The organism is Leptolyngbya sp. 'hensonii' (genome assembly GCF_001939115.1).
In the GTDB taxonomy this organism is placed as follows: Bacteria; Cyanobacteriota; Cyanobacteriia.
Genome location: NZ_MQTZ01000041.1, coordinates 415,312 through 438,026, shown reverse-complemented (window position 1 = coordinate 438,026; position 22,715 = coordinate 415,312). Strand labels below are relative to the sequence as shown.

The following is a 22,715-nucleotide window of genomic DNA, read 5'->3' as shown; positions in this document are numbered from 1 at the left end:
GCCATATTTTTTGGGGGGGTCATGACGCCAAAGCGGATTTTTCTGGGATTTTTAACGATCGTAGCCATTGCCATTCTTGCACTCTCCCTGGCTGAGAGTTGGAATCAACCCCAGATTCAAAGCCGCCTGGAACTCTATCAGACCAATTTACTGCTCCAAGCCTCGGAATGGCGGGGTGAGGAAGTTGAGATTTCCCGATCTCCCCAGACCTCTGAAACAACCGTTGTGAATCCCCTGCGTACTGCACTTCTGGGCTCTGATCCCATTAAAAATGGGCTGGAGGAATATCAGGAGGTGCGGGCATCAGCCCAGAAAAATCTGGCGAAAACAGAGGTCCGTCTGGAAAAATTACACCAGCAGGCCACCAGCCAAACAGCACCTTCCATTGCGCCCGATCGTCAGGTCAAAACCGAACTTCAGGAATTACAGCAGACCCTGAACCGCCTGGAAAAGCTAATTGCGGAACTGGACCTGCGCCTGGGTCTTTTGCAGATTGAGCAGAAACAGGTGGCAGCAGCTTTAAAAACCTGGGATGGGGTGATCAGTCGCTTTCAGAATCAGCCCCAGCTCCTGACTCTCACCCATACCGCAGAAATTCTCAAGGGCCTCTGGCAAAATCCCCCCCAACTGCTACCCGATGCAGAACCCCTGCTAAAACAGAATTTGGATAGCTGGTTTCGCCATAAGGCGCTGTTTCGACTTTATGATTTGAGCCAACGTGAAGATAGCCTGATTACTCTCCTGGCTACAGAGCAGGTCATGGCCCGTCAGGCAATTTCCAAACTCACGATCGTGGGCAGTATCCCAGCTCTGGGATTTCTGATTGGAGTAGGCTTGTTGATTTTTCTGCTGATCCAATGGGTTACCCAGGGCAAGGAATCTCTGTTGGGGCGTTATGGGGATCAACCCTGGACAACACCCTGGAGCGGGGAAACCATCTGGCAGGTTTTCATTGTGGGGTTCTTCCTGACCGGGCAAATTCTGGTTCCCTATCTCATTCTGCCGATCGTACTGAAATTGCTCAATCTGGAACCGGCCACCTTTGATGAGCGGACCCGTGCCTTCTCGATCTTGCTCAGCTATGCCCTGCTGGCTCTAGGTGGAATCGCCGTCCTCTACTGGTCTCTACAACCCTTCCTACCGCTGCCAGAAGGCTGGTTTCGATTCAAGGTCCGGGAAAACTGGTTCTGGTGGGGCCTGGGGGGTTATTTGGTTGCGCTCCCCCTAGTGATCCTGGTGTCTCTGTTGAATCAACTGATCTGGCAGGGGCAGGGTGGAAGTAATCCCATCCTGCCGATCGCCCTAGAGGGTCGTGACGGAACAGCCCTGCTGATCTTTTTTCTGACCGCTTCTGTGGCCGCTCCCCTGTTTGAGGAATTCATGTTTCGGGGATTTTTGCTCCCCTCCCTGACCCGTTATCTCTCGGTCAGAGGAGCGATCGTAGCCAGCAGCCTTCTGTTTGCCATCGCCCATCTGAGCCTCTCCGAAATCCTGCCGCTGGCAACCCTGGGCATGATTCTGGGAGTGGTGTACACCCGATCGCGCAATCTGCTGGCTCCGATGCTGCTCCACAGCCTCTGGAACAGCGGCACCCTGTTAAGTCTGTATATTCTGGGGAGTGGTGCCCGATAGGCCCAGAAAGATCAAAAACTGCAGGAACATTCCATCCAACATTCCTGCAGAAACAAGCAATTGGATTGTGAGATGGCGTTTAGCCGCGATTGGGCAGTTGGACGCGGGCAGTACCAATTGGGATTTCACCCCGCAAGCCTTCCCGCTGAGCGGTGATCTGGTAAAGCAGGATATCGCCATCAGCAATATTCATCCTCACCCCTAGAAATTCAATATCCAGGTATCCACCAGGCGCAACAGACCGATCGAAGACGACAGAGACCCGGTTCTTAGTAGTCACGATTTTCCCAGCTACCTCCCGCCCGGATTGATCAACCACACGAACTTTTTCAAATCGCTCCATTTGGGCTGGCAGGGACACCATCACATCCTTGAGAGACATCCCGATCACCATGATTCGGATAAAGTGGGTGTTGTTGCGGACGCCCGAGTTGGTGATGGTTGGGGTATTGAAGTTAAACACCATAGCAGACTCAGCGATCGGTGCAGAATCAGCGTCAGCTTTGGCCTGAGGGGCAGACACTGCCATCATCCCTACTCCTGTAGCCAACAACAAAGCGGACAAACCAGCGTGGATAAAGCCTTTCATTTGAGTTCCTCGTAATAAGCAGAAATCATTCATTCAACCTGGCCTGATCAACTCAGCGCCTTTGACTAACAGATTGCTGCTTACCCCTGAGAATGACCTGATGAAAAACTAAGAAGAGTTTGAGAATTGACCTGAACTCTCCTGAGGGATAGTTTTAAGGAAGGGCTCTTGCTCCACTCAGGAGAAACTCATTCTTTTAGAAAGCATCTCCATTAGAGTTGAGAGCATGTAGGCATAGGATACGATCCATGGCAACCCATATCCTTCTGGTAGAAGACGAAGCGAAACTGGCTCGATTTGTCGAGCTGGAATTAAGCAGTGAAGGTTATCGTGTCAGTGTGGCTAACGATGGGATGACTGGCCTGACCTTGGCACGAGAATCCACCCCTGATCTGGTCATTCTGGACTGGATGCTACCAGGATTGACCGGGGTGGAACTTTGTCGCCGCCTCCGCACAACCGGCAGCAAGGTACCTGTGATTCTGCTTACAGCCAGAGATGAGGTGGGCGATCGGGTCACAGGGCTAGATGCTGGAGCCGATGATTATGTCGTTAAGCCCTTCAGCATTGAAGAACTACTGGCCCGAATTCGCGCCCATCTTCGCCGCACTCAGGAGAGCGACACCGACATCCTGAAATTTGAGGATCTGAGTCTGAATCGGCGGACTCGTGAAGTGTTTCGGGGCAAGCGATCGATCGAACTTACTGCCAAAGAATTTGACTTACTGGAATATCTGTTGAGCCATCCCCGACAGGTCTTTACCCGAGATCAAATCCTGGAAAAGGTCTGGGGATATGACTTTATGGGAGACTCTAATATTATTGAGGTCTATATCCGTTACCTGCGCCTGAAATTAGAGGAGCAGAACGAAAAACGGTTGATCCATACTATCCGAGGGGTGGGCTACGCTCTGCGGGAGCCTTAGAAAAACCAGTTGGAGAACATGGGTGGGTCATTTACTACGGTTGTAGCCATAGCAGCCCTCACCCTAAATCCCTCTCTCTTTGAGCTAAGGATCGTGGATTTAATAACTCCGAGATTTTCAGCCCTCACCCCCAACCCCCAACCCCTCCCCCTCTCCCGGCGGGAGAGGGGGCAGGGGGGTGAGGGCAAGCAGAAGTTTATCGGTGTTATTTAATTCTCATTCCTAAGTAGGTCGGCACAATTAAATTAAGGATGAGAGTCGGGGTGAAGGGGGCACGCCCCCAGACCCCCCTTCTTATAATTAATCTCACCCGATTACTTACCGCGTATACAGATCTCTGAAAAGTTTGGCTCAAGTAAGCAGACTCCCGTGAAATCCCCGCATTACCCTTAATGCCCTTTTTTTCCTATGGGTCAGAAGGAAAAGCGATCGTAAACGTGCTCCCCTCACTGGGCCTGGAGCGTACCGTAATACTACCTCCCATACCCTCAACTAGAGTCTTGACGATCGCTAACCCCAAACCATGCCCCCCAATCTGCTGGGAACGGGCTTCATCGACCCGGTAGAAGCGCTCAAAGATCCGACTCTGGTCTGGCAGAGCCATACCAACCCCCTGATCACAGACCTGAATTGTGGCCTGCCCTTCTGCTTGCCCCAGCTTCAGAAGAATGGGCTGGTCAGGCCCTGAATATTTCACCGCATTATCAATCAAGTTAATCAGGACCTGTTTCAGGCGATCGCGATCGACCGTTGCTCGAACTTCAATCGGCGCTACTGTTGTAATAGAACGATCGCTGAACCGCTCCCCCATATCCGCCACTTCCAGCACCAGATCATTCAGCAGAATAGACTCTAACCGATAGTACATATACCCGCTGTCAGCCCGGGCCAAATCCAGGAGGTCTTGCAGCAGCCGGATCGTGTGATCTGCTTCTGATGCGGCGGTTTGCAGAGCCTCCCGCTGATAATCGTTCAGGTTAGTGCCCCGACGCAATAAACTCTGCAAATAACCGGATACCACGGTTAAGGGAGTTCGCAGTTCATGCGAAACATTGCTGACAAACTGCCGTTGCTGCTCCCAGGCATCTGCCAAGCGAGACAACATCATATTGAAGGTCTGGGCCAGTTCTCTGACTTCACGCGGGGCATGGTTCAGTTGCAACTTCGCTTCTTTCAAATCTTCGACTGAAATAGCTCCAGCCATCCGGTTCATATCTTGCAGGGGCTGTAACAATCGCCTGACCCGCAGCCCAATGATCACGATGCCCCCTGTCGTCACCAGGATACAGACGAGCGTCAACTGTTGCAAAGCCAGGTGTAGTTGTAATTGATCCCGGGTGACATCCTGAACCAGATAGACTCTGCCCAGGGACATTCCCTTAACGATAACCGGAGCCTCACACAAAACGATATAGCGTTCTCCGATCCGGTAAACTTGGGGTTGCAAGGGCATTGTCGTCAAAGCCATTAACTGATTGGCCATTGCTGGTGCCATCTGTAATCTGGCAGATTGGGCTAACACTTTACCCTCTGGACTTTTAACCCAGACTTGCACCCCCGAGGTAGAAACATTATCGACCGCCTTCTCCAGCCCGATTTCCAGGGGGAACATTTCTCCATAGAGTTCCACATCCCGAGGAAAGCGATCGGCAATCTGCTCAATATTCTGCTTATGGGTAATCATCAGAATCTGCTGCATCTGCCATCCCATCCAAACCGCCACCGTACTCAGGCTCAGGACAGACAACACAGCGATTTCGGCTGTCAGACGAAATTGCAGGGAAGTCGGGTCACAATGCTTGAGCCCAAACTGGTTGATGACTTGTCTGAATTTGTTCATCCGTTGCATTTGAAACCTGCTCCCTGCCCTCCAAGGCAGATGCTACTTCTACTGTAATCAGCTCCTGTTTTATTGGAATGATGCCGTTCTAACCAGAAGATTAGTTTTTGCTGAGGATCATAATTTTCTTGGACCGATCGGGTGCTACTTAGAGGCATTACCTGCACGTCAATCGAAAAGCAACAATATACTTGGCGCACCAATCCCTTTCCCCTCATCCCCCACCCCCTTCTCCCACAATGGGGAGAAGGGGCATTAACGCTTAATTTCTCCCCTCTCCCGCTCTGGGAGAGGAACCGGCGGTGAGGGCAGTGTTGGTGCATGAAGTATATTAATGCCAATTGAAAAGCATGCTCCAGAATGACCCGTCTCCCAGTAGGATCAGGATCACATTCCCAGAAAACCGGTGATCCTGCAACGATTACAATCTCTCTCTCAAAAAATTCCGGGACCCATCTACCTCTGGCTGGCCGTTCTAATTTTTGGGGCCTCCAGCGCTATTACCCGCAAACTCACCGAGATTGGGGCTCAGAACTTCACGGGGGGCCACAACCCCATCTCCCTCTGTAACGTCCTGTTTGTGGGTAATCTCTGTGCTCTGATCGTGCTGTTGCTGATTTATCAGCAGCAATGGCGATGGCTCACCCTAAAGCAGATTTCCCGACGACAATGGCTTGCACTCTCTATCGTGGCTGTGCTTTCGGGAGCCCTCGCCCCCGCTTTGATTTTCCAAGCCCTGACCCTGACCGGCGTCAACAATGTGGTCTTGATTGGGCGTTTGGAACCTCCCCTGACCCTGACCCTATCCGTCTGGTTTCTGCGAGAACGGGTTAATCGCTGGGAAATCCTGGGGGCGATCGCAGCCTTTATTGGAGTCGCTCTGACCATCCTCCTACAACCGGTTTCCCCGGCCCATATGGATATGGGTCCCATCCATATGGGTCGCGGTGAAGGGTTGGCAGCCATCGCAGCCATCGCCCTAGCCCTCTCCACCATCCTTGGTAAAGCCCAACTTTCCCAGGTGCCTCTGGGAATCTACAGTGTTTTCCGAACTGCGATCGGGACGATCGTGTTCTTTATTTTTGCCCTAGTTCTGTATGGCCCTGATCATTTTGCTGAAGCTTTCTCCCCTTTTCTGTGGCAATGGATGCTGCTGTATGGGGCACTGATTGTAGTCGTTGGTCAATCCTTCTGGGTCACTGGCTTGCGGGTTTCGACCGTCTCAACCGTTTCAATCGTCGGATCCTTTACTCCGATCGCTGGCATTTTGTCTGCCTATCTCATTTTGGGAGAAGCCCCGCTGAGAGCCCAGTACATTGGCGGGGCCGTGATCTTATTGGGGATCCTCTTGGGTCAGCTTGGCACTGGTCAGAAGGCGCAGGCCAGTGCCACCTTAACGAAGGTTACAGTTCTGGAGACAGGACAGACCCTTGAAAGCCGGGTAGGTTTCAAAGGAATTTAAGGAATTCTTGCTAAGAGCTTATTAAATGATAGAAGTCCCAGAAAAATTACTCTAATCACGGCAAATTCGTGTAAATATGGGTACGTTCAATTTTTGGCTGACAGCCCATTGATGGAAAGTAGGGCCTGATCGTTTTATTACGGGATTAGCAGTACCCAATTGAGAAAAAAGCAGCTATATTCAACCCAATCTTTACCCTTTACAGTTCGTTTACTGAAGTTTATGGACCCTATTGCAATCCAATTTGCATAATCCGAAGCATTAAGGCAGGAAGCTGCAAATGGCCAGGGTGGCACTTTTAATCGGAGTCAGTAATTATGGGCACGGCTTTCAGGCACTCCCTGAAACTCCAGGCGATGTAGACGCAATCAGGCAGGTTCTGGAAGATCCAGAAATCGGAGGATTTTCCCTGGCCCTGGCTGAACCGTTAATTGACCCTGACCCCTTTCAACTGTTGAATGCTATTGAGAAAACTTTTACCAATGCCCGCTCAGAAGATTTAATTCTCCTGTACTTTTCAGGCCATGGGTTCAAGGATGAAACGGGTGCCCTCTATTTTGGCACCCGGTTAACGGAGAAGAACGATCGGGGGCAACTGGTTAAGTCCACCGCCGTTCCAGTTCGACAGGTCCATGAGCTGCTCAATGAGAGTCCGGCCCAGCAGCAAGTGATCATCATTGACTGCTGTTTCAGCGGAGCCTTTGCCAACAGCCTCTCCCTGGAATCTGCGCCCCTCTCGGTCGAAACTCTGCTGGACCTGCCGCAACGGGAGCGGGTCATCCTGACCGCCTCTACCTCAGCTCAGTATTCCCTCACCTCCATGCAATATTCCTACAAACAGGTGGGCCTGGATCTCTCCACCTATAGCTATTATCTGGCAGAGGGAATCAAGACAGGAGCCGCTGATGAAGATGGAGACGGCAGGATTTCGATCTCTGAGCTGCATGAATACACCTGCAGGCGCGTTCAGATGGCAGCTCCAGCCATGCAACCAAAACTCTATGCCAGTGAACAGGGTAGCCAGATCAAGCTGGCCAGAGCCCCAGTACGGGGACCGGAGCAGTTGTATCGGCGGGAAGTGACTCACTGGATTAACCGGGGCAAAATTTCCCCAGCAGGTCGGCAGGCCCTGGAATTAAGGCGACAGGATTTACAACTCTCAGGGCCGATCGCAGAAGCGATCGAGGCCGCTGTCCTGCGGCCCTATCAGGAACATCAGCAGCGCTTGCAGCGTTACGAACAGGTGTTGCTAGAAGCCATCCAGCGGGAGTATCTGCTCAGTGAAGAAAATCAGCATCGCCTGGAACGGTTGCGCCAGGTTTTGGGTCTTTCGGAAGAAAACGTGGCGATCGTCACGGACCAGATTGAAGAGTATGGCAGATGTCTGCAACGCTATCAGCAGGCTATGATCGATATGGTGCAGCGAGAATATCCCCTCGACCAGTATGCCAATCAAGAAATGCAACGGCTCCAGAAAGTTTTGGGTTTGACCGATCTGGATACGGGCAGCATCAACAGTCGGGTTGAGGAGTATCGTCGGCGTTTGCACCACTATGAGCAGGCCCTAATCGAAACCCTACAACAGGAATATCCTCTCAGCCCAGAGAATCGGGAGCAGCTTCAGCGATTGCAGCAGATGCTGGAATTGACGGATGAGGATGTAGTGTCGATCGCCCAGCGCGTGGAAAACTATAAGCAACGACTCTATCAGTATCAATTAGAACTGGCTGAATTACCCTGGGCTACTCCGCCCCACCCTCCTGGTACTGACGGCTTTCCTTTTTGGCGCTCTATTCTGAATCTGCCCCAGGCTCCTCTGGCTCCTCTCCCGGAATCTAACTCCAGCAACAGCGGTACAGCCGCAATGAATCCCGGCTCTGCATCCCATACCACTGCGATCGATCCCGGATCTAAATCCCATACCACTGCGATCGATAGCGACTCTGCATCCCATACCACTGGGATCGATAGCGACTCTGCATTCAACGCAACCCCAACAAATCGCGGCTCTACCAACGCAACTGCAATGAATCGCGGGTCCACAGAACCCAATGCCACCGGATCGCCGACCCTGATCCAATTCGATATGGCGACTGTAATTCCTCCTCCAGTTGCCCCACCTCCGATACCCCAAACTCCAATTGCCCCACCTCCGATACCCCAAACTCCAGTTACCCCACCCCCAATCGCACCTGACCCCTATCCGGAGGGCTCAACTCCCTCTTTTCCGGAAATTTATGGGGCCATTTCTGATAATGTCCGAACCAATATGGGAACGGCTGTGCTTTTGGGAATTCTGCTGGGGGTGCTCCTGGGTGGAGTGGGTTGTCTCTTAATCATCAATCTGGTGCCCCCTGCTGCTGCTCCGGGATCTCCGACCCCACCCACTCCTACAAGCCCAGGCCAACCACGATCGGTGGGTGAACTACCGGATTGATTCCACAATGATGCCTGTAAATGCAGCGCAACAAGCCACGATCGCCATCCGCATTAGCCATTCACCGATTGTGGGTAAGACGGGTGTCATCATATGAAAAAAGCCAAAACCGGCAGATAACAGACAGACCATTACAATACCAAACGCCATCAGTAAGAGATATCTAAACAATCGGAAGGCTAATCTCAACATGGGTTGCTAGTACTACACTAAATATCCACAAACCCAACTCCAGCCTTTACATCAACAGGTCTTCTGTGACCGTCCTCTAGGGTTCTACCAACAAGGTGATATTTTCAATCCCAATCACTCGAACAACGCCTCCACACCCCAGGATCAGATTATGTTCACATCGGGCTGGCCACCAACTTCCCTGGAATCGGACTCGGCCCACGTGACCGGGTAAAATGGCTTCCTCCACCATGGCTTCACCCTGCCAGTTATTTAACCGGGGATCAGTAAAATCCCTATCGCTAGATTTAAGTAAGTTGTAGAAGGTCTGAATTAGGTTAACTTGCATCTTGAGCGACCCCCTGAAAGCAAATACTGTCCTTTCATACCTCTAGCTTCGTTCAGGGTTATGCAAGTGTCGAGGCGGATAAGATCGGGAGATTAATTTCAGTAAATCCCCTGTAAAGGACCGGTTAAGTCGGTTAACCTCAGAAAAAGTACAGAAAAATTCAGGTTAGACTGAATACAGGTTCAGGGTGAACTTCCAACCACTGTTCATGAACTTTGAAGAAGCATTCAAAGTTGCAGACGCTGCAATCTTTGCCAGAACTGGAAAACATCTAACTGACGCTGAAACAGTTGTTCTTCAGGGCTCCTGGCAGGACCAGAGTTATGACGAACTGGCTAAGGCTTCCAACTATTCAGCCCGGTATCTCAGACAAGATGTCGGACCGAAACTCTGGCGATCGCTCTCTGAGGCTCTGGGAGAAGAGGTCAGTAAGACGAATTTTCGTTCGGCTCTAGAACGATGTGCCCAACAGCACCTGGAAAGGGTCCAGATTCTTTCGGAACCCGTTGCCATTCCTCCTACCGCAGACACCAACTTTGTCGGGCGGGAAAAAGCGATCGCGGACCTGGAACTTCTGGTTCGGCAAGGAGCCCGTATGATTCTGATTCAGGGGGAAGGGGGTGTGGGCAAAACAACCCTGGCCCATCGATATCTGGATATGCAACCCTGTGAGGTCTGTCTGGAGCTGTGGATGGCCATGGAAGTTCGCAATCTCTCCCCTGCCGAAAGTGTGGTAGAAGAATGGCTGCGTCGGGACTTTAATGAAGATCCGGGTCGGGAATTTGGTGTCAACCTGGAGCGATTGCGCCGGATTTTACAGAGTCGCCGCGTTTGCATTTTAATTGACAACCTGGAACCGGCCCTCGATCGTAACGGTAAGTTTCTCGACAACCATCGTCCTTACCTGGATCTGTTCCGGATGCTGGCGGATCCAGGGGGGCAATCCATCACCCTGATCACCAGCCGGGAGCGCCTGGGGGAATCGGGGGTTGGCCTGCAGTCCTATGTGCTGGAAGGGCTGGATGAACCTGCCTGGCAGAAATTTTTTGCCAATCGGGGGATTGCTACCGAGACCCCAGCGCTCCAGGCCCTGTGGAAAGCCCATGCCGGGAATGCCAAGGCCATGCAAATTCTGATTGGGGTGATCCAGGCTGATTATGAGGGTGAAATTGAGGCTTACTGGCAGGATAATCACAGCGATTTGCTGATCGAGCGGGAGTTGAGCGATCTGGTGGCCAGCCAGTTCAACCGTCTGCAACAACTGGATCCAGATGCCTACGAGCTCCTCTGCCGTCTGGGGTGCTACCGCTATCAGGATATTCCCTCCCTGCCGATCGAGGGCCTGTTCTGTCTGCTCTGGGATGTGCCTGAAGCCCAACGCCGACGAGTGATTAAATCCTTGCAGGATCGCTTTCTGATTGAAGCCCGAAAAGGGAAATATTGGCTCCATCCTGTGATTCAAGCGGAAGCCAGGGCACGCTTGCAGTCAAGCTCTGACTGGGCGATCGTGAACCAGCGGGCCGCCACCTTTTGGACTGAAAGCGTGCAGCGGGTAGAAACCATAGAGGATGCGGTGCGGGCCTTTGAAGCCTACTACCACTATGTGAACATCGAGGATTTTGAGCGAGCTGCCGATGTAATTTTGAAAAAGCGGGATTCTAAACTGGCGGGGGCCGATCGGTTGGGCCGATCTTTTTATAAATTAGGTCTCCTCCGCCAAATGATTGCAGCCATTAATTTACTCATTTCCCATATTTATTCTGAATATTATTTAGGGGGCTTATACAGCATTTTAGGGGTGTTATATCGACTCTCCGGTAATATTCATCGGGCGATTGAGTGCCATGAAGAATCAGCCCGAATTGCCCATATTTGTCTGGAATCCTCATTTCAGATGGATGAAAAAAAGGATGTTAAATCCAGTTTAAATAGCTGGCAAACTGGAGCCCTATTAAACATCGGCTTGTGTAAGCTGGAACTCTGGGAATTACAAGAAGCAGCCCAGGTTTTTGAACGACTAAAATCTCTCTCCAAAGATCTGGAATATTATCGATCTTCCACTGATTTTTACTATTCGTTTTTAAAGTCCTGCCTGGGATTGACCGAGGAAGCTCGTACTTTTGCAGAGCGGATGTTTCATGAACTGGAGAGTTTGGAAAAGCCTCGCTGGATCACCGAATACCGCCTGGTATTTTTAGGGCAAACTCTGTATAACCTGGGGGATATAGAAAAAGCACGTCTGACCTATGAAAAAGCTATTTTCTATGCTCAGGCAACTTACCACACTCAAGTAAAAGCGAAAGCCCTTTGTGGTCTGGCTCAAGTGCATCGGCACCGGCAGGATTTTGCCACGGCCTTGCCCAAACATGCGGAGGCTATCAGTCTGCTGGATCAGATCGGAGCCAAGTGCGATCTGGCTGAGGCTTATTATCAGCTTGGCCTCACCTATCTGGAAATGGCCAATCTGGAGTTAGCGCAAGAGAAGTTTGCGATCGCTATCCGCATTTTTGAGAAGATCAAGGCCCCCAAACAGGTCGAAAAGGTAAAACAGTCCAGCAGGGGATTACCACACTAGCGAGACGCCCGGGATAGGAGCAGGATACCCACAGATAAGCCGAGCATATTGGGAAACCATCCCGCCATGAAGGGGTTAAACAACCCGGTATACCCCAGGGCTTCGCAGATCACCCCAAAGAGATAATAACCAAAGATGATTAAAATACTGAGGCCAAAACCTTTAGCTCTGCTGGTGCGCTGCGGCCTGGTTCCCAGAACAGACCCAATCAACCCAAACACCACACAGACAAACGGTAGGGCATATTTTTTCTGGATCACAACTTCCAGTTTCCGGACCTTCTGCAGATCGCCGCTCTGACGCAACAGCGCAAGGTACGATTGAGAATCAGCAATGTTCATCTCCCCGTAATCTCGACCACGGGTCGCCAAATCCAATGGGGCACGGGGCAATTGCAATTCTTGCTTTTCAAACCGAATGATATTCCGGTAAGACCCATCCGGGGCAATGATGTAAATAGTGCCGTTACTGAAATCCCAGGTGTTTTTGGCAAAATTCCAGGTTGCTGATTCAGCGACAACAATTTGGTTCAACCCCTTCTGAGAGTAATCCAGAATACTCAGATTTTTCATCCGTTGCCCATCAAATTCCTGGGCAAAAAACAGGCGATCGAGTTCCTGAGCGCTACCCCCATCAGCGAGTTTGATCTCCCGAAAATCCTGATAGAGGATATTCTTTTCCTGAAAGTCGGGCTTTTCCTGCTTTAAGGCTCGTTCCAGGGTGACCGACGCCTGGTAATTGGCCCCAGGAACCACGACCTCATTAAAGGCAAAGGTCATACCCGTCACCAAAAAACTGACCATCACTGCAGGGACAACCAGACGATAAACACTGATGCCACAACTGCGTAAGGCCACCAGTTCACTATCGCTGGAAAATCGGCTGTAGGTCATCAGGGCAGCCAGCAAGGTGGACATGGGGAAAGAGTAGCCGATGAACTCTGGCATCTTCAGTAGCAAAATCTGCACGGCCAGAGAAACCGGTACCCCCGACTCTGTGACTTTCCGCACCAGGTCAAACAGAGCCCCGATCGCCACGCCAATCGAAGAAAACGCAGCCACCCCAAACAAAAACACCGGAATCAACTCGGTGATGATGTAGCGGTCCATGATCGACAGCCGAAACGGCCCTTCTGATTGATAGGGCGCAGAAGGCATTGACCTGTACGTTCCAGAATCCATCACCGCTGGAAACCATCCCCTAAGTAGAACTGCCGAACCTGGGGATTGTTATAGAGTTCTTCCCCGCTGCCAGAAGCAAAGATACGGCCATCTCGCATGATATAGGCGCGATCGGTAATGGCCAGGGTTTCCCGCACGTTGTGATCCGTAATCAGAATGCCCATGTTGCGCCCCCGCAATTGCCCCACAATGTCCTGAATTTCAGAGACCGCGATCGGGTCCACACCAGCAAAAGGCTCATCCAGCAGCAGAAACCGGGGACCATCCCGTCCAGAAGCCAGGGCACGAGCCAGTTCAGTTCGTCGTCGTTCCCCACCGGAAACCCGAATCCCCAGGGTGGACGCCACCCGTTCCAGACGAAATTCCCGCAGCAGCAAGTTTAACCGCTTTTCCCGCTCGTAAGAGGGGACACCAGCCTGTTCCAAAACCAGCCGAATATTATCCTTCACACTCAAGTGGCGAAAAATACTGGGTTCCTGGGCCAGATAACCAATGCCCAGCCTAGCCCGCTGATGCATCGGCATAGCGGTAATATCCAGCTCGTTCAAGCAGATACTGCCATGGTTGGGCTTTTCCAGGCCAGTCGCAATATAGAAGGTGGTTGTCTTACCAGCCCCATTCGGCCCCAACAGCCCAACCACCTCTCCCTGAGAAACGGAGAGGCTAACGCCATCTACAACGACGCGCCGACCATAGGACTTATAAACATTGTTTAGAGATATCTTCAACAAGCCACTCTCACTGGAGGTAGGAATAGGAGGAGAGGTTGGCCTTAATCTTACCAGAGGACGCAGCATCAAGGTTGGGTAGAGCGTGATGGAGTAGAAGCAGGGCTATCCGAAGCTGGGGATATGGGTTCAAGGGGAACCGGAGCTGGGGCAGGAGAAGCGGTTGGCTCCGGATCAATCACAATGTAGGTTGCCTCAACTTGCTGCTCTGTAGCCGGAACAGCCACAAATCGGCCTTCATCAATCAGATACGTGATGACTTCACCCCGCAGACTATTACCCTGCTGCAGCACATACACATTTCCAGTCAGGACAATCCGTCGCTCCCGACTAAAATACTGGGCCTGAGCTGCCGTTGCCTGAATTTGCCTGGCCGGATAGTTAATCTGAACATTCCCTCTGGCCGTAATCACCCCTGTCTTCGCGTTAGCCTCCTGGATGTCTGACCGGAGGGTCAGGGAACGGCTAGCACCACCAGCCTGGGCTTTGGCGACCCGAGTCTGGCTGGAAACCGCAAGGACGAATCCCAGGATAGCTGGTAGCAACAGGAGCAATCCAGCACGACGAACCAGGGCTTGAAATTGCAAGTGTGGCATGATACTTCAGACGCAGGTTCCTGCAATAAAAAATGGTGATGACCTTGAACTTTTATGATACCCGGTATTCCTGACTAACTGGACGGACGATCGGCACAAGAAGTTTCAGGGCCAGCCAAAATCTGACGGATAAAAGGCCGTTCAAAATCACAGATCAGCGCCTTGGCCTGCTGTAATTGCCCCAAGATCTCTCCGGCATCCATGACCAATTGGGCTACATCAATTCCCCCATAGGTCGGTTGATAGCGTTTTAATCGGTTTATCCCTTCTCCCAGCAGGATCATGGCTCCCCGCTGATTCCCATTGCCCAGGTGATACAAAGCCACCGCAATTTGCAAAATCCCCTGATAAAAGGTCTTATCTGGGTTACCAGCTTCCATCCATAAGGCTTCCAGGATGTCGTGGCAGGGGTAATAGTCGCCTTGGTTAAACAGGTCAATTCCCTGCCAGAACTCCGGAGGTAATGCCGATTCAACAGACAAAGACTTATGCCTCCATGCTGGCTCTAGCAGCCAGCACCTGCTCCATCGAAATATCTTGACTGTGACCAGCCAGGTAGTTGTCGGGCGGTAAGAACAACAAGCAATGGCATTCGTGCCGTTCGCGCATCGGTACACAGGGACAATTCCAGTAAGTGGCGTTGGCCTCTGCTTCTTTGTCTTCGTAGTGACGACAGGGGCAAAGGGGAGAACCGAGGGCATCTTTATGCTGGGCCAACCCTTCAATAACTGCAGCCGTTATCATTAAATCGGAACAAAAGTAAGTACCTGTCCGTTTGGCATAGGTTTCAGAAAAACTCCGCATCATTTCCAGATTCTTACTGCTGGCCCATTTCTGCTGCTGTAAGGTGGTCATAGCCAAAACCTCCGGACGATCTACTCAGTTTACAGCAGGTTTCTCTCGAATCCATCTGGCTGCAGGAGTAATGTTACCCTGCTCTAGCCTTCACAGTGGCAAGGGATTAGGGCTTATATTGTCTCACACCACTCTGGTTTGCAACGGCATTTGCAACTGGGTCTGCAGCGCTGAGTTAGATTCGATCACCAGCCCTCTGGAGGAAACCAACTCACCACTCTCCAGACCCTCCCTGGGATCAGCAGACCACAACAGCCAGCGGCTTCCAGGAGGAAGCCCCGTCAGACTAGCCACATTTTGCGTTAACCAGATCAACGGCTGGGTCGGCGGGTCATCCGCTTGCGACGGTTCACCAGCCATAATTGCAGCCAGAGCCTCCAGGACAACCCGTTCCCCTTTCAACAAACCTGTCCCAGATGTCCAGAGGCGAATCGTCTGATGGTGGCGAGCAGCGTAGCAGAACAGGGAGATCGCAGCAATCACGGCCTGTTCAAAGTCCTCCGATCTCCAGAGGGCAGCGCTATCCAGGCAGACAACAATCTCCTGCCCCCCCGTGACGACTTCCAGTTCTCGGACTCGCAACTCCCCATAGCGAGCACTGGTGCGCCAGTGGATGAACCGGGTTGAGTCTCCCCAGCGGTAAGGGCGCAGAGAGCGCGTCAACCCTTCGGTGGCTGACTCTGGGCGATTACTGCTGAGGAAGCGCAGATCTTCTTCTCGCCCAATTTCGTCTACCAGAGGGCAGTGGGTCAGAGGCAAAATGGGAGGATAGACGATCGCCTTGGCCCTAGCCGCCCACGATCGACGGCACCAGAACAGGCCCAGGGGAGAAGCGGTGCGGATGCGAACCGTCTCCCAGCGATAAATTCCCCGCTGTTGAGTCGGTTGATGATAAATCCAGCGCTGGTCAGAGCGAGCCGAGATCAGTTCAAAGGCTTGTTGAACAGGGTTACCTAAGCGTTGCGGAATGCCATCTTCCACCTGGAGCAAGGTCTTAACCTGGGGAGTGGGATTCTCCAGTAGCAGTTCTACGGTCAGATCCTGGCCTGCACTGACCGGGGCGATCGGGAATCGGGCCACCTGGACCCGGCGCAGAGTCCGCTCAGACAGAATCGCTGCGACCACCAGCAGGGCAAAGATCGTCCCACTCATGACATACAGCCAGCCGGATAGGGTATTGGTTGCCGATGCAAAGAAAAATATCGACAGCCCAATGAGCAACCAACCACTGTAAGAAGGGCTGATCCATCGGCTTTCTAACCAGTCCGCGATTTGCTTATGAATGCTCATGGGACCACTTTAGCAAGGCATTGGTCATTGGTCACTGGTCATCAGGATCAGCGAACTGATACTGGTGACACGGTATAAATGGGACCATTTATGACACCTTACTCGCAATCAAGAAGCCTGTTCAACCAATGACCCATAACTACACCGGCAAATTTGCTCTCGGATCGAACGTTTCAAGATGGCGCAGTTTCTCGTATAGCTCCCGTTCCTGGGGATCAGGGTCTTTAGGAACCACAATTTGCAACTCCACAATCTGATCGCCCCGCTTGCCATCGTCCGTCAGATAGCCCTTATTGGCCAGCCGCAATCGCTGCCCTGACTTGGCTCCGGAGCGAATGGTCATCTTGACAGCACCATCCAGGGTCGGTACCTCGACCTGGGCTCCCAGGACGGCCTCGCTGGGCGTGATCGGCAGTTCACAGTAAATATCTGCGCCTTCTAACCGGAAAAATCCATGGGGTTGCACCTCAATTTTCAAATACAGGTCGCCACCGGCAACCCCCTGACCCCGCAGGCGAATCCGCTGGCCCGTGACCATACCAGGGGGCATATTGACCTCCAGCGATCGGCCATCCTCCAGCCGCACCCGCTCCTGACCCCCTAGGTAGGCTTTGTCTAGGGGCAGGCTGAGGCGAGCCTCTGCATCCTTACGAGCGGCCCGGGAGTTAACGGTATAAGCGGTCTTGGTGGTTCCCGGACGGAAGGGATTGGTTGAAGTTGTGGTGCGATTTTGGGTTCCAGTGGTGACCCGGGTGGAACGGTTGCCGATCAGGGTGTCAATAAAGCTATTGAAGTCTGAAAAGTCCCCAAAGTTGACCCCACTGCCTCCCCCCCGATCGCTGTCCCAGGCATTCCCCTTAGTGGCTGTTGTACCTGCCTGGAACCCGGTTTGCTTCCAATAACGGCTGAACTGGTCGTATTGAGCCCGTTTGTCCGGGTCAGAAAGAACCTCATAGGCTTCACCAATATCCTTGAATTTTTCCTCCGCTTCCTTGTTGCCCGGATTCAAGTCAGGGTGATATTGCCGTGCCAGTTTCCGGTACGACTGCTTAATTTCCTCGGTTGACGCCTCCCTGGGAATCCCAAGGATTTCGTAGTAATTCCGAAAGTTCTGCATACAAGTATCAATAGTTACAAGGTTTAAGCGTTCAGTTTCGATTGATCGCTATCCAATTCAAAACTTCTACCTCAAAACCCATAACCATAACCGGTTGAATTTGTATAGATTACAGGCCACCTCTTAAGAACAATTACCTGATTTGGGTTTGAGGCTTGGGTGGCTGTCACCATCCAGGGGTAAAGCGCTGTCAATCTAGAGCCATTCATCATCGTCTTCATCAAAATCGTCATTTTGAGAATATCGGCCCGGTCGGCTGCTTGTGCCCCCACCATAGGCCGGACGACGGGACTCCTCATCCCGAGCATTGGCGTCGTTGCGATAGCCGCCAGCACGATCGGAGCGATACTCCTCATTCCGAGATCCCCCCGATCGAGACCCTCGAATGCGATCGGAGCGATAGTCCTCATTGCGATAATCGTCATTCCGGTACCCCCCCGATCGGTAATTATCGTTCCGATAGTCCTCATTGCGATAATCATCTCGATAGTCCCGCCGATCTCGATTCCAGGAGTCATACTCGTACTCTTCGTCATCATCCCCCTTGAAGATGCGGCGAATCGACCCGAGGATGCCCTCATCCTCCTCATCATCCTGATCGCGCCGGTAATATTCTCGCCGGAGATCATAGACGGCATCCCGCAGATCAACCTGCGTCACATCGATACCCCGCTCGTCATTATTGTCCAGGCTATCCCGCAGTTCCCGCAGCAAGGTTTCAATACGACGGCGCAGGTCGCTGGCAAAATACATGCCGTAATCCATGGCGACATCTCGCAGCAATTTTTCGGCCTGCCGGATCAGGTCTTCAGCCAGGGTGCGTTTCTCAATCCGCTCCCGCTTTTCCCGATCCTGATCTGCGAACTCCTCTGCCTCCCGCAGCATTTTCTTGATCTCTTCTTCCGTCAGGGTAGAGGCTTCCTGCACCGTAATACTCTGTTCTCGCCCTGTGGTGCGATCGAGGGCCATCACCTGCAGAATGCCATTAGCATCAATATCAAATGACACGAGAATCTGAGCCACACCGCGAGGAGCCGGAGGCACACCCGTCAGCTTAAACCGCCCCAGGGATTTGTTGTTGGCCGCCATTTCCCGTTCCCCCTGCACCACATGGACTTCCACCACGGTCTGGTTATTTTCGGAGGTAGAGAAAATGTCCGATCGACGGACAGGAATTGTCGTATTGCGGGGGATGAGCTTACGGGTAACCCCTCCGATCGTCTCCAGGCCCAGGGACAGAGGGGTGACATCCAGGAGCAGAATATCCTTCACTTCCCCAGCCATGATGCCAGCCTGAACTGCTGCTCCCACCGCCACGACTTCATCTGGATTGACATTCTGATTCGGTTCTAAATTGATAATCTTCCGCACCAGTTTTTGCACGGCAGGAATTCGAGTTGAACCTCCTACGAGCACCACCTCATCGATATCCGCTGCAGTTAGATCGGCATCACTCAAAGCTCGCTTCACAGGTCCCCGCAAGCGATCGAGGAGATCGCCACAGAGTTCCTCAAACTGGGTGCGGGCCAACCGCGTCTCCAGGTGTTTCGGACCATCCTCCGTGGCAGTAATAAACGGCAAATTAATGTCTGTAATCGTGACCCCAGAAAGTTCGATTTTGGCTTTCTCGGCAGCTTCCGTCAGTCGCTGGAGGGATTGCCGATCACGACGCAGATCCACCCCTTCTGCCTCCAGAAACTGTTCTGCCAACCAATCGACAATGCGGCGATCGAAGTCTGTCCCCCCCAACTGAGTGTCACCACTGGTGGCCTTGACTTCAAACACCCCATCCCCCACATCCAGGATGGACACATCGAAAGTGCCCCCTCCCAGATCAAACACCAGGATGGTCTGCTGATCCCGTTTTTCCAGACCATAGGCAAGGGAAGCTGCTGTGGGCTCATTAAGAATCCGTAGCACGTCCAGACCGGCGATCCGACCGGCATCCCGAGTTGCCTGTCGCTGGGAGTCATTAAAATAGGCTGGCACCGTAATCACTGCACGGGTCACCTTTTCCCCCAGGTAGCGACTGGCATCATCCACCAGCTTCCGCAGCACCATAGCAGAAATTTCTTCCGGCGCAAATTCTTTATCTAAACGCGGACACTTGATCTTGATATTCCCGACTTCATCTTTGCGGATAGTGTAGGGCACCCGCTTCGATTCTGGACTCAGTTCAGAATATTTTCGGCCAATGTAGCGCTTGACCCCATAAAAAGTATTTTGCGGATTCAGGACCGTCTGCCGCCGCGCCATTTGCCCCACAAGGCGCTCTCCATCTTTACTGAACCCGACCACTGAGGGTGTGGTTCTGACTCCTTCCGCATTGGCAATAACGACCGGTTTCCCCCCCTCCATGACGGCAACTACCGAGTTTGTCGTACCCAGGTCAATGCCGACTACCTTTCCCATGAATCCTGAATCTCCGCAAGTATTTCAGCCTATCACTACTTTTACCCATTGAAAGGGAGCCCCTGACTGTTAAGGACACAGAGCGGTGTATCCCCATGAATCAGTCAAATAGTTCCCTGGGTGAACGTTAGCATACGTTTCAAAATGTTTCTAAGTTTATTCTATCCTGCTAAAGGGGTCTGAATCAGACCAGCCCGATCGTAGTCAAATCCTCTGGCGTATTGCAATTGAATAACATCTGGGGACAGGTCAGGGATAGTTCCTGGATCACTTGGGTGGCCAGCCAGTCCTGAAACGATCGTCCTCCTTCCTCGATAAATTCCTGCAAATCCGGTAGACAACGATGGCGATAGAAACCACAGAGAGGTTCCCAGCCTTTAGGATGACGGGGCAGCAGGGCGATCGCCGCTGGTGGGACGCGCTCCAACTGTTGACCCCATTGCTGCAACAGGCTGCCCTCTAACCGGGGCAGATCGCAGGCCAGCAGGAGCACCCAATCTGCCCTGACCTGCGCTAGCCCCTGGGCAAACCCCACCAGAGGCCCCTGAGCTTCGGGGGACTGTTCCTGGACAAATTGGCAGCTCTGAAGACCGGGAAGAGCGCGATAACGATCGGGCCAGGGGGTGACGACAACAACCTGGGAACTGCACTGGGCCGCAACCCGACAGACACGCTCCAGCAGCGTCATTCCAGCGACGGCAATGAGGGCCTTGTCTCGTCCCATGCGAGAGCTGCGACCTCCAGCCAGAACGATCGCTGCCAGCGCCATTGCCCTCAAGAAAAAATTGCATCAGGTGGATGCAAAAAGTTCATAATCTGAAATATTTTGTAACTGGTGATACGAACTTGCATCTTGCGACAGCTTAACGTATCAAACAACAGGAATCAACTGTGGGCAGGGCGAAATAATATCGGCTCTGTCAGAGGTTTGTAACGGATTTTGGCAAATTTATCGGCAATGTTCGACCGGCAGGGGAATGGCCTTGTGGGCTCGATCGTCGTGAGGGTTTTTATGACAGGTACATTACCGGCAGTCACTGCCAATAAGTTTGAGAAATTTAAGGCGGAAAAGGATGGCCTACTCGTCAAGGCAGAGATCGGACGCTTTGCCCAGATTGGTTGGGAAGCGATGGATGAGACGGATCGAGACCATCGACTGAAATGGTTGGGGCTATTCTTCCGTCCCGTCACCCCCGGCAAGTTTATGTTACGCATGCGAACCCCCAACGGGATTCTCACCAGCGGACAGATGCGGGTACTGGCAGAGATTGTTCAGCGGTATGGCGACGACGGCAGTGCCGACATCACCACCCGCCAGAACCTCCAGTTACGGGGGGTTCGTTTGGAGGATGCGCCAGAGATCTTTCGCAAGTTCGAGGCCGCCGGGTTAACTAGCATTCAGTCTGGCATGGACAACGTGCGGAATATTACCGGATCGCCTGTGGCAGGCATTGATGCCGATGAGTTGATTGACACCCGTGGCCTGATCCGCAAGGTGCAGGACATGATTACCAATAACGGGGATGGCAATCCGTCATTTACCAATCTGCCACGCAAATTCAATATTGCGATCGCAGGCTGCCGGGATAACTCTGTCCATGCCGAAATCAACGATATTGCCTTCGTCCCAGCGTTCAAGAATGGCATTCTGGGCTTTAACGTTCTCGTAGGGGGCTTTTTCTCCGCCAAGCGCTGCGAAGCGGCTGTGCCGATGAATGTCTGGGTTGATCCCCGGGATGTGGTTGCCCTCTGTGAGGCCATCTTGATGGTTTACCGCAATCATGGATTGCGGGCCAACCGGCAAAAAGCGCGCCTCATGTGGCTACTGGATGAGTGGGGAATGGAAAAGTTTCGATCGGAGGTGGAACGGCAACTCGGCTATTCCCTACCAACGGCTGCCCCTCAAGATGAAATTGTCTGGGATAAACGGGATCACATTGGCATCCATGCCCAGAAGCAACCTGGCCTTAACTATGTGGGTCTGCATGTGCCCGTGGGCCGTCTGCAAGCCCAGGAAATGTTTGACTTGGCCCGCCTTTCAGAGGTCTACGGCAGTGGAGAAATCCGCCTGACTGTAGAACAGAACGTCATCATCCCGAACATTCCCGATTCGCGATTGGGGCCATTCTTGAAGGAGCCCCTGCTGCAATTGTTCTCTGTGAATCCGGATAATCTGGAGCGGGCACTGGTGTCTTGTACCGGCAGCCAGTTTTGCAACTTTGCCCTGATTGAAACGAAGCAGCGAGCCTTGCAGATGGTGCGGGAACTAGGGGCAGAACTCTCTACCCCACGTCCCGTTCGGATTCACTGGACGGGTTGCCCCAATTCCTGTGGGCAGCCCCAGGTGGCTGACATCGGGCTGATGGGTACCAAGGTCCGTAAAGACGGTCAGACGCTGGAAGGGGTAGACCTTTACATGGGGGGCAAAGTGGGCAAAGAGGCGCATCTGGGCACCTGTGTTCGCAAGGGGATTCCCTGTGAGGATCTGAAGCCAGTGCTGCGAGAGGTGCTGATTGAGCATTTTCAGGCCCAACCCAGGGAATTGGCAGGATAGC

At 52.5% G+C, this 22,715-nt stretch carries 18 protein-coding genes; 6 read left to right on the top strand and 12 right to left on the bottom strand.

The annotated features are described in order from the left end of the window. The first annotated feature begins 21 nt into the window (after window positions 1–21). Window positions 22–1,632 carry a CPBP family glutamic-type intramembrane protease gene (locus BST81_RS13720; protein WP_075599033.1) on the top strand — a complete coding sequence of 537 codons (1,611 nt, stop codon included), beginning with the start codon at window positions 22–24 and terminating at the stop codon, window positions 1,630–1,632. Between the two features lie 79 nt (window positions 1,633–1,711). Here BST81_RS13720 and BST81_RS13715 read toward each other — a convergent pair whose 3' ends face one another. Then, window positions 1,712–2,221 carry a hypothetical protein gene (locus BST81_RS13715; RefSeq protein WP_075599168.1) on the bottom strand — a complete coding sequence of 170 codons (510 nt, stop codon included), beginning with the start codon at window positions 2,219–2,221 and terminating at the stop codon, window positions 1,712–1,714. Between the two features lie 248 nt (window positions 2,222–2,469). On the opposite strand from BST81_RS13715, the gene BST81_RS13710 reads away from it, so the two are divergent. Continuing rightward, a complete protein-coding gene (locus BST81_RS13710) occupies window positions 2,470–3,147 on the top strand; it encodes a response regulator transcription factor (RefSeq protein ID WP_075599032.1) in 678 nt (225 codons plus the stop codon). Between the two features lie 406 nt (window positions 3,148–3,553). Here BST81_RS13710 and BST81_RS13700 read toward each other — a convergent pair whose 3' ends face one another. Then, the gene (locus BST81_RS13700; protein ID WP_083636857.1) at window positions 3,554–4,996 is read right to left on the bottom strand and encodes a HAMP domain-containing sensor histidine kinase; all 1,443 of its coding nucleotides are present in this window, start codon (window positions 4,994–4,996) and stop codon (window positions 3,554–3,556) included. Window positions 4,997–5,393: 397 nt separating this feature from the next. Here BST81_RS13700 and BST81_RS13695 point away from each other — a divergent pair, with 397 nt between their 5' ends. Both BST81_RS13695 and BST81_RS13690 read left to right on the top strand, forming a co-directional pair. Next, window positions 5,394–6,449 carry a DMT family transporter gene (locus tag BST81_RS13695; protein WP_143780333.1) on the top strand — a complete coding sequence of 352 codons (1,056 nt, stop codon included), beginning with the start codon at window positions 5,394–5,396 and terminating at the stop codon, window positions 6,447–6,449. Window positions 6,450–6,729: 280 nt separating this feature from the next. Beyond that, window positions 6,730–8,886 carry a caspase family protein gene (locus tag BST81_RS13690; RefSeq protein WP_075599029.1) on the top strand — a complete coding sequence of 719 codons (2,157 nt, stop codon included), beginning with the start codon at window positions 6,730–6,732 and terminating at the stop codon, window positions 8,884–8,886. Window positions 8,887–9,154: 268 nt separating this feature from the next. Here the strand turns inward: BST81_RS13690 and BST81_RS13685 are convergent, their stop codons facing one another. Then, complete coding sequence (locus BST81_RS13685; protein WP_075599028.1) at window positions 9,155–9,406, bottom strand: NfeD family protein; 252 nt, start codon at window positions 9,404–9,406, stop codon at window positions 9,155–9,157. Between the two features lie 208 nt (window positions 9,407–9,614). Between BST81_RS13685 and BST81_RS13680 the strand changes: the two genes are divergently transcribed. Beyond that, window positions 9,615–11,981 carry a tetratricopeptide repeat protein gene (locus BST81_RS13680; protein WP_075599027.1) on the top strand — a complete coding sequence of 789 codons (2,367 nt, stop codon included), beginning with the start codon at window positions 9,615–9,617 and terminating at the stop codon, window positions 11,979–11,981. Here BST81_RS13680 and BST81_RS13675 read toward each other — a convergent pair. From BST81_RS13675 to BST81_RS13635, 9 genes are all read right to left on the bottom strand, one after another. After that, entirely contained in the window at window positions 11,978–13,138 is a 1,161-nt protein-coding gene (locus tag BST81_RS13675; protein WP_253188278.1) for an LptF/LptG family permease, read from the bottom strand. The genes BST81_RS13680 and BST81_RS13675 overlap by 4 nt on opposite strands. Before the next feature lie 23 nt (window positions 13,139–13,161). After that, window positions 13,162–13,890 (bottom strand): LPS export ABC transporter ATP-binding protein, encoded by a 729-nt coding sequence (gene lptB, locus BST81_RS13670; protein ID WP_075599165.1) that lies wholly within the window; start codon window positions 13,888–13,890, stop codon window positions 13,162–13,164. Window positions 13,891–13,958: 68 nt separating this feature from the next. After that, on the bottom strand, window positions 13,959–14,486 hold the full coding sequence (locus tag BST81_RS13665; protein ID WP_075599026.1) for an LptA/OstA family protein: 528 nt from the start codon (window positions 14,484–14,486) through the stop codon (window positions 13,959–13,961). A 74-nt stretch (window positions 14,487–14,560) separates the two neighbouring features. Then, on the bottom strand, window positions 14,561–14,968 hold the full coding sequence (locus tag BST81_RS13660; protein WP_075599025.1) for a DUF309 domain-containing protein: 408 nt from the start codon (window positions 14,966–14,968) through the stop codon (window positions 14,561–14,563). Between the two features lie 4 nt (window positions 14,969–14,972). Then, window positions 14,973–15,341 carry a ferredoxin-thioredoxin reductase catalytic domain-containing protein gene (locus BST81_RS13655; RefSeq protein ID WP_075599024.1) on the bottom strand — a complete coding sequence of 123 codons (369 nt, stop codon included), beginning with the start codon at window positions 15,339–15,341 and terminating at the stop codon, window positions 14,973–14,975. A gap of 123 nt (window positions 15,342–15,464) precedes the next feature. Continuing rightward, complete coding sequence (locus BST81_RS13650) at window positions 15,465–16,631, bottom strand: DUF58 domain-containing protein (protein ID WP_075599023.1); 1,167 nt, start codon at window positions 16,629–16,631, stop codon at window positions 15,465–15,467. Between the two features lie 139 nt (window positions 16,632–16,770). Then, the gene (locus BST81_RS13645; protein ID WP_075599022.1) at window positions 16,771–17,748 is read right to left on the bottom strand and encodes a J domain-containing protein; all 978 of its coding nucleotides are present in this window, start codon (window positions 17,746–17,748) and stop codon (window positions 16,771–16,773) included. 195 nt (window positions 17,749–17,943) lie between these two features. After that, window positions 17,944–20,160, bottom strand: coding sequence for a molecular chaperone DnaK (gene dnaK, locus BST81_RS13640; protein ID WP_075599021.1), 2,217 nt, complete (start codon window positions 20,158–20,160; stop codon window positions 17,944–17,946). Between the two features lie 184 nt (window positions 20,161–20,344). Then, on the bottom strand, window positions 20,345–20,929 hold the full coding sequence (locus BST81_RS13635) for a molybdenum cofactor guanylyltransferase (RefSeq protein WP_075599020.1): 585 nt from the start codon (window positions 20,927–20,929) through the stop codon (window positions 20,345–20,347). A gap of 243 nt (window positions 20,930–21,172) precedes the next feature. On the opposite strand from BST81_RS13635, the gene BST81_RS13630 reads away from it, so the two are divergent. After that, window positions 21,173–22,714 (top strand): ferredoxin--nitrite reductase, encoded by a 1,542-nt coding sequence (locus BST81_RS13630; RefSeq protein WP_075599164.1) that lies wholly within the window; start codon window positions 21,173–21,175, stop codon window positions 22,712–22,714. The last annotated feature ends 1 nt before the right edge of the window (window position 22,715 follow it).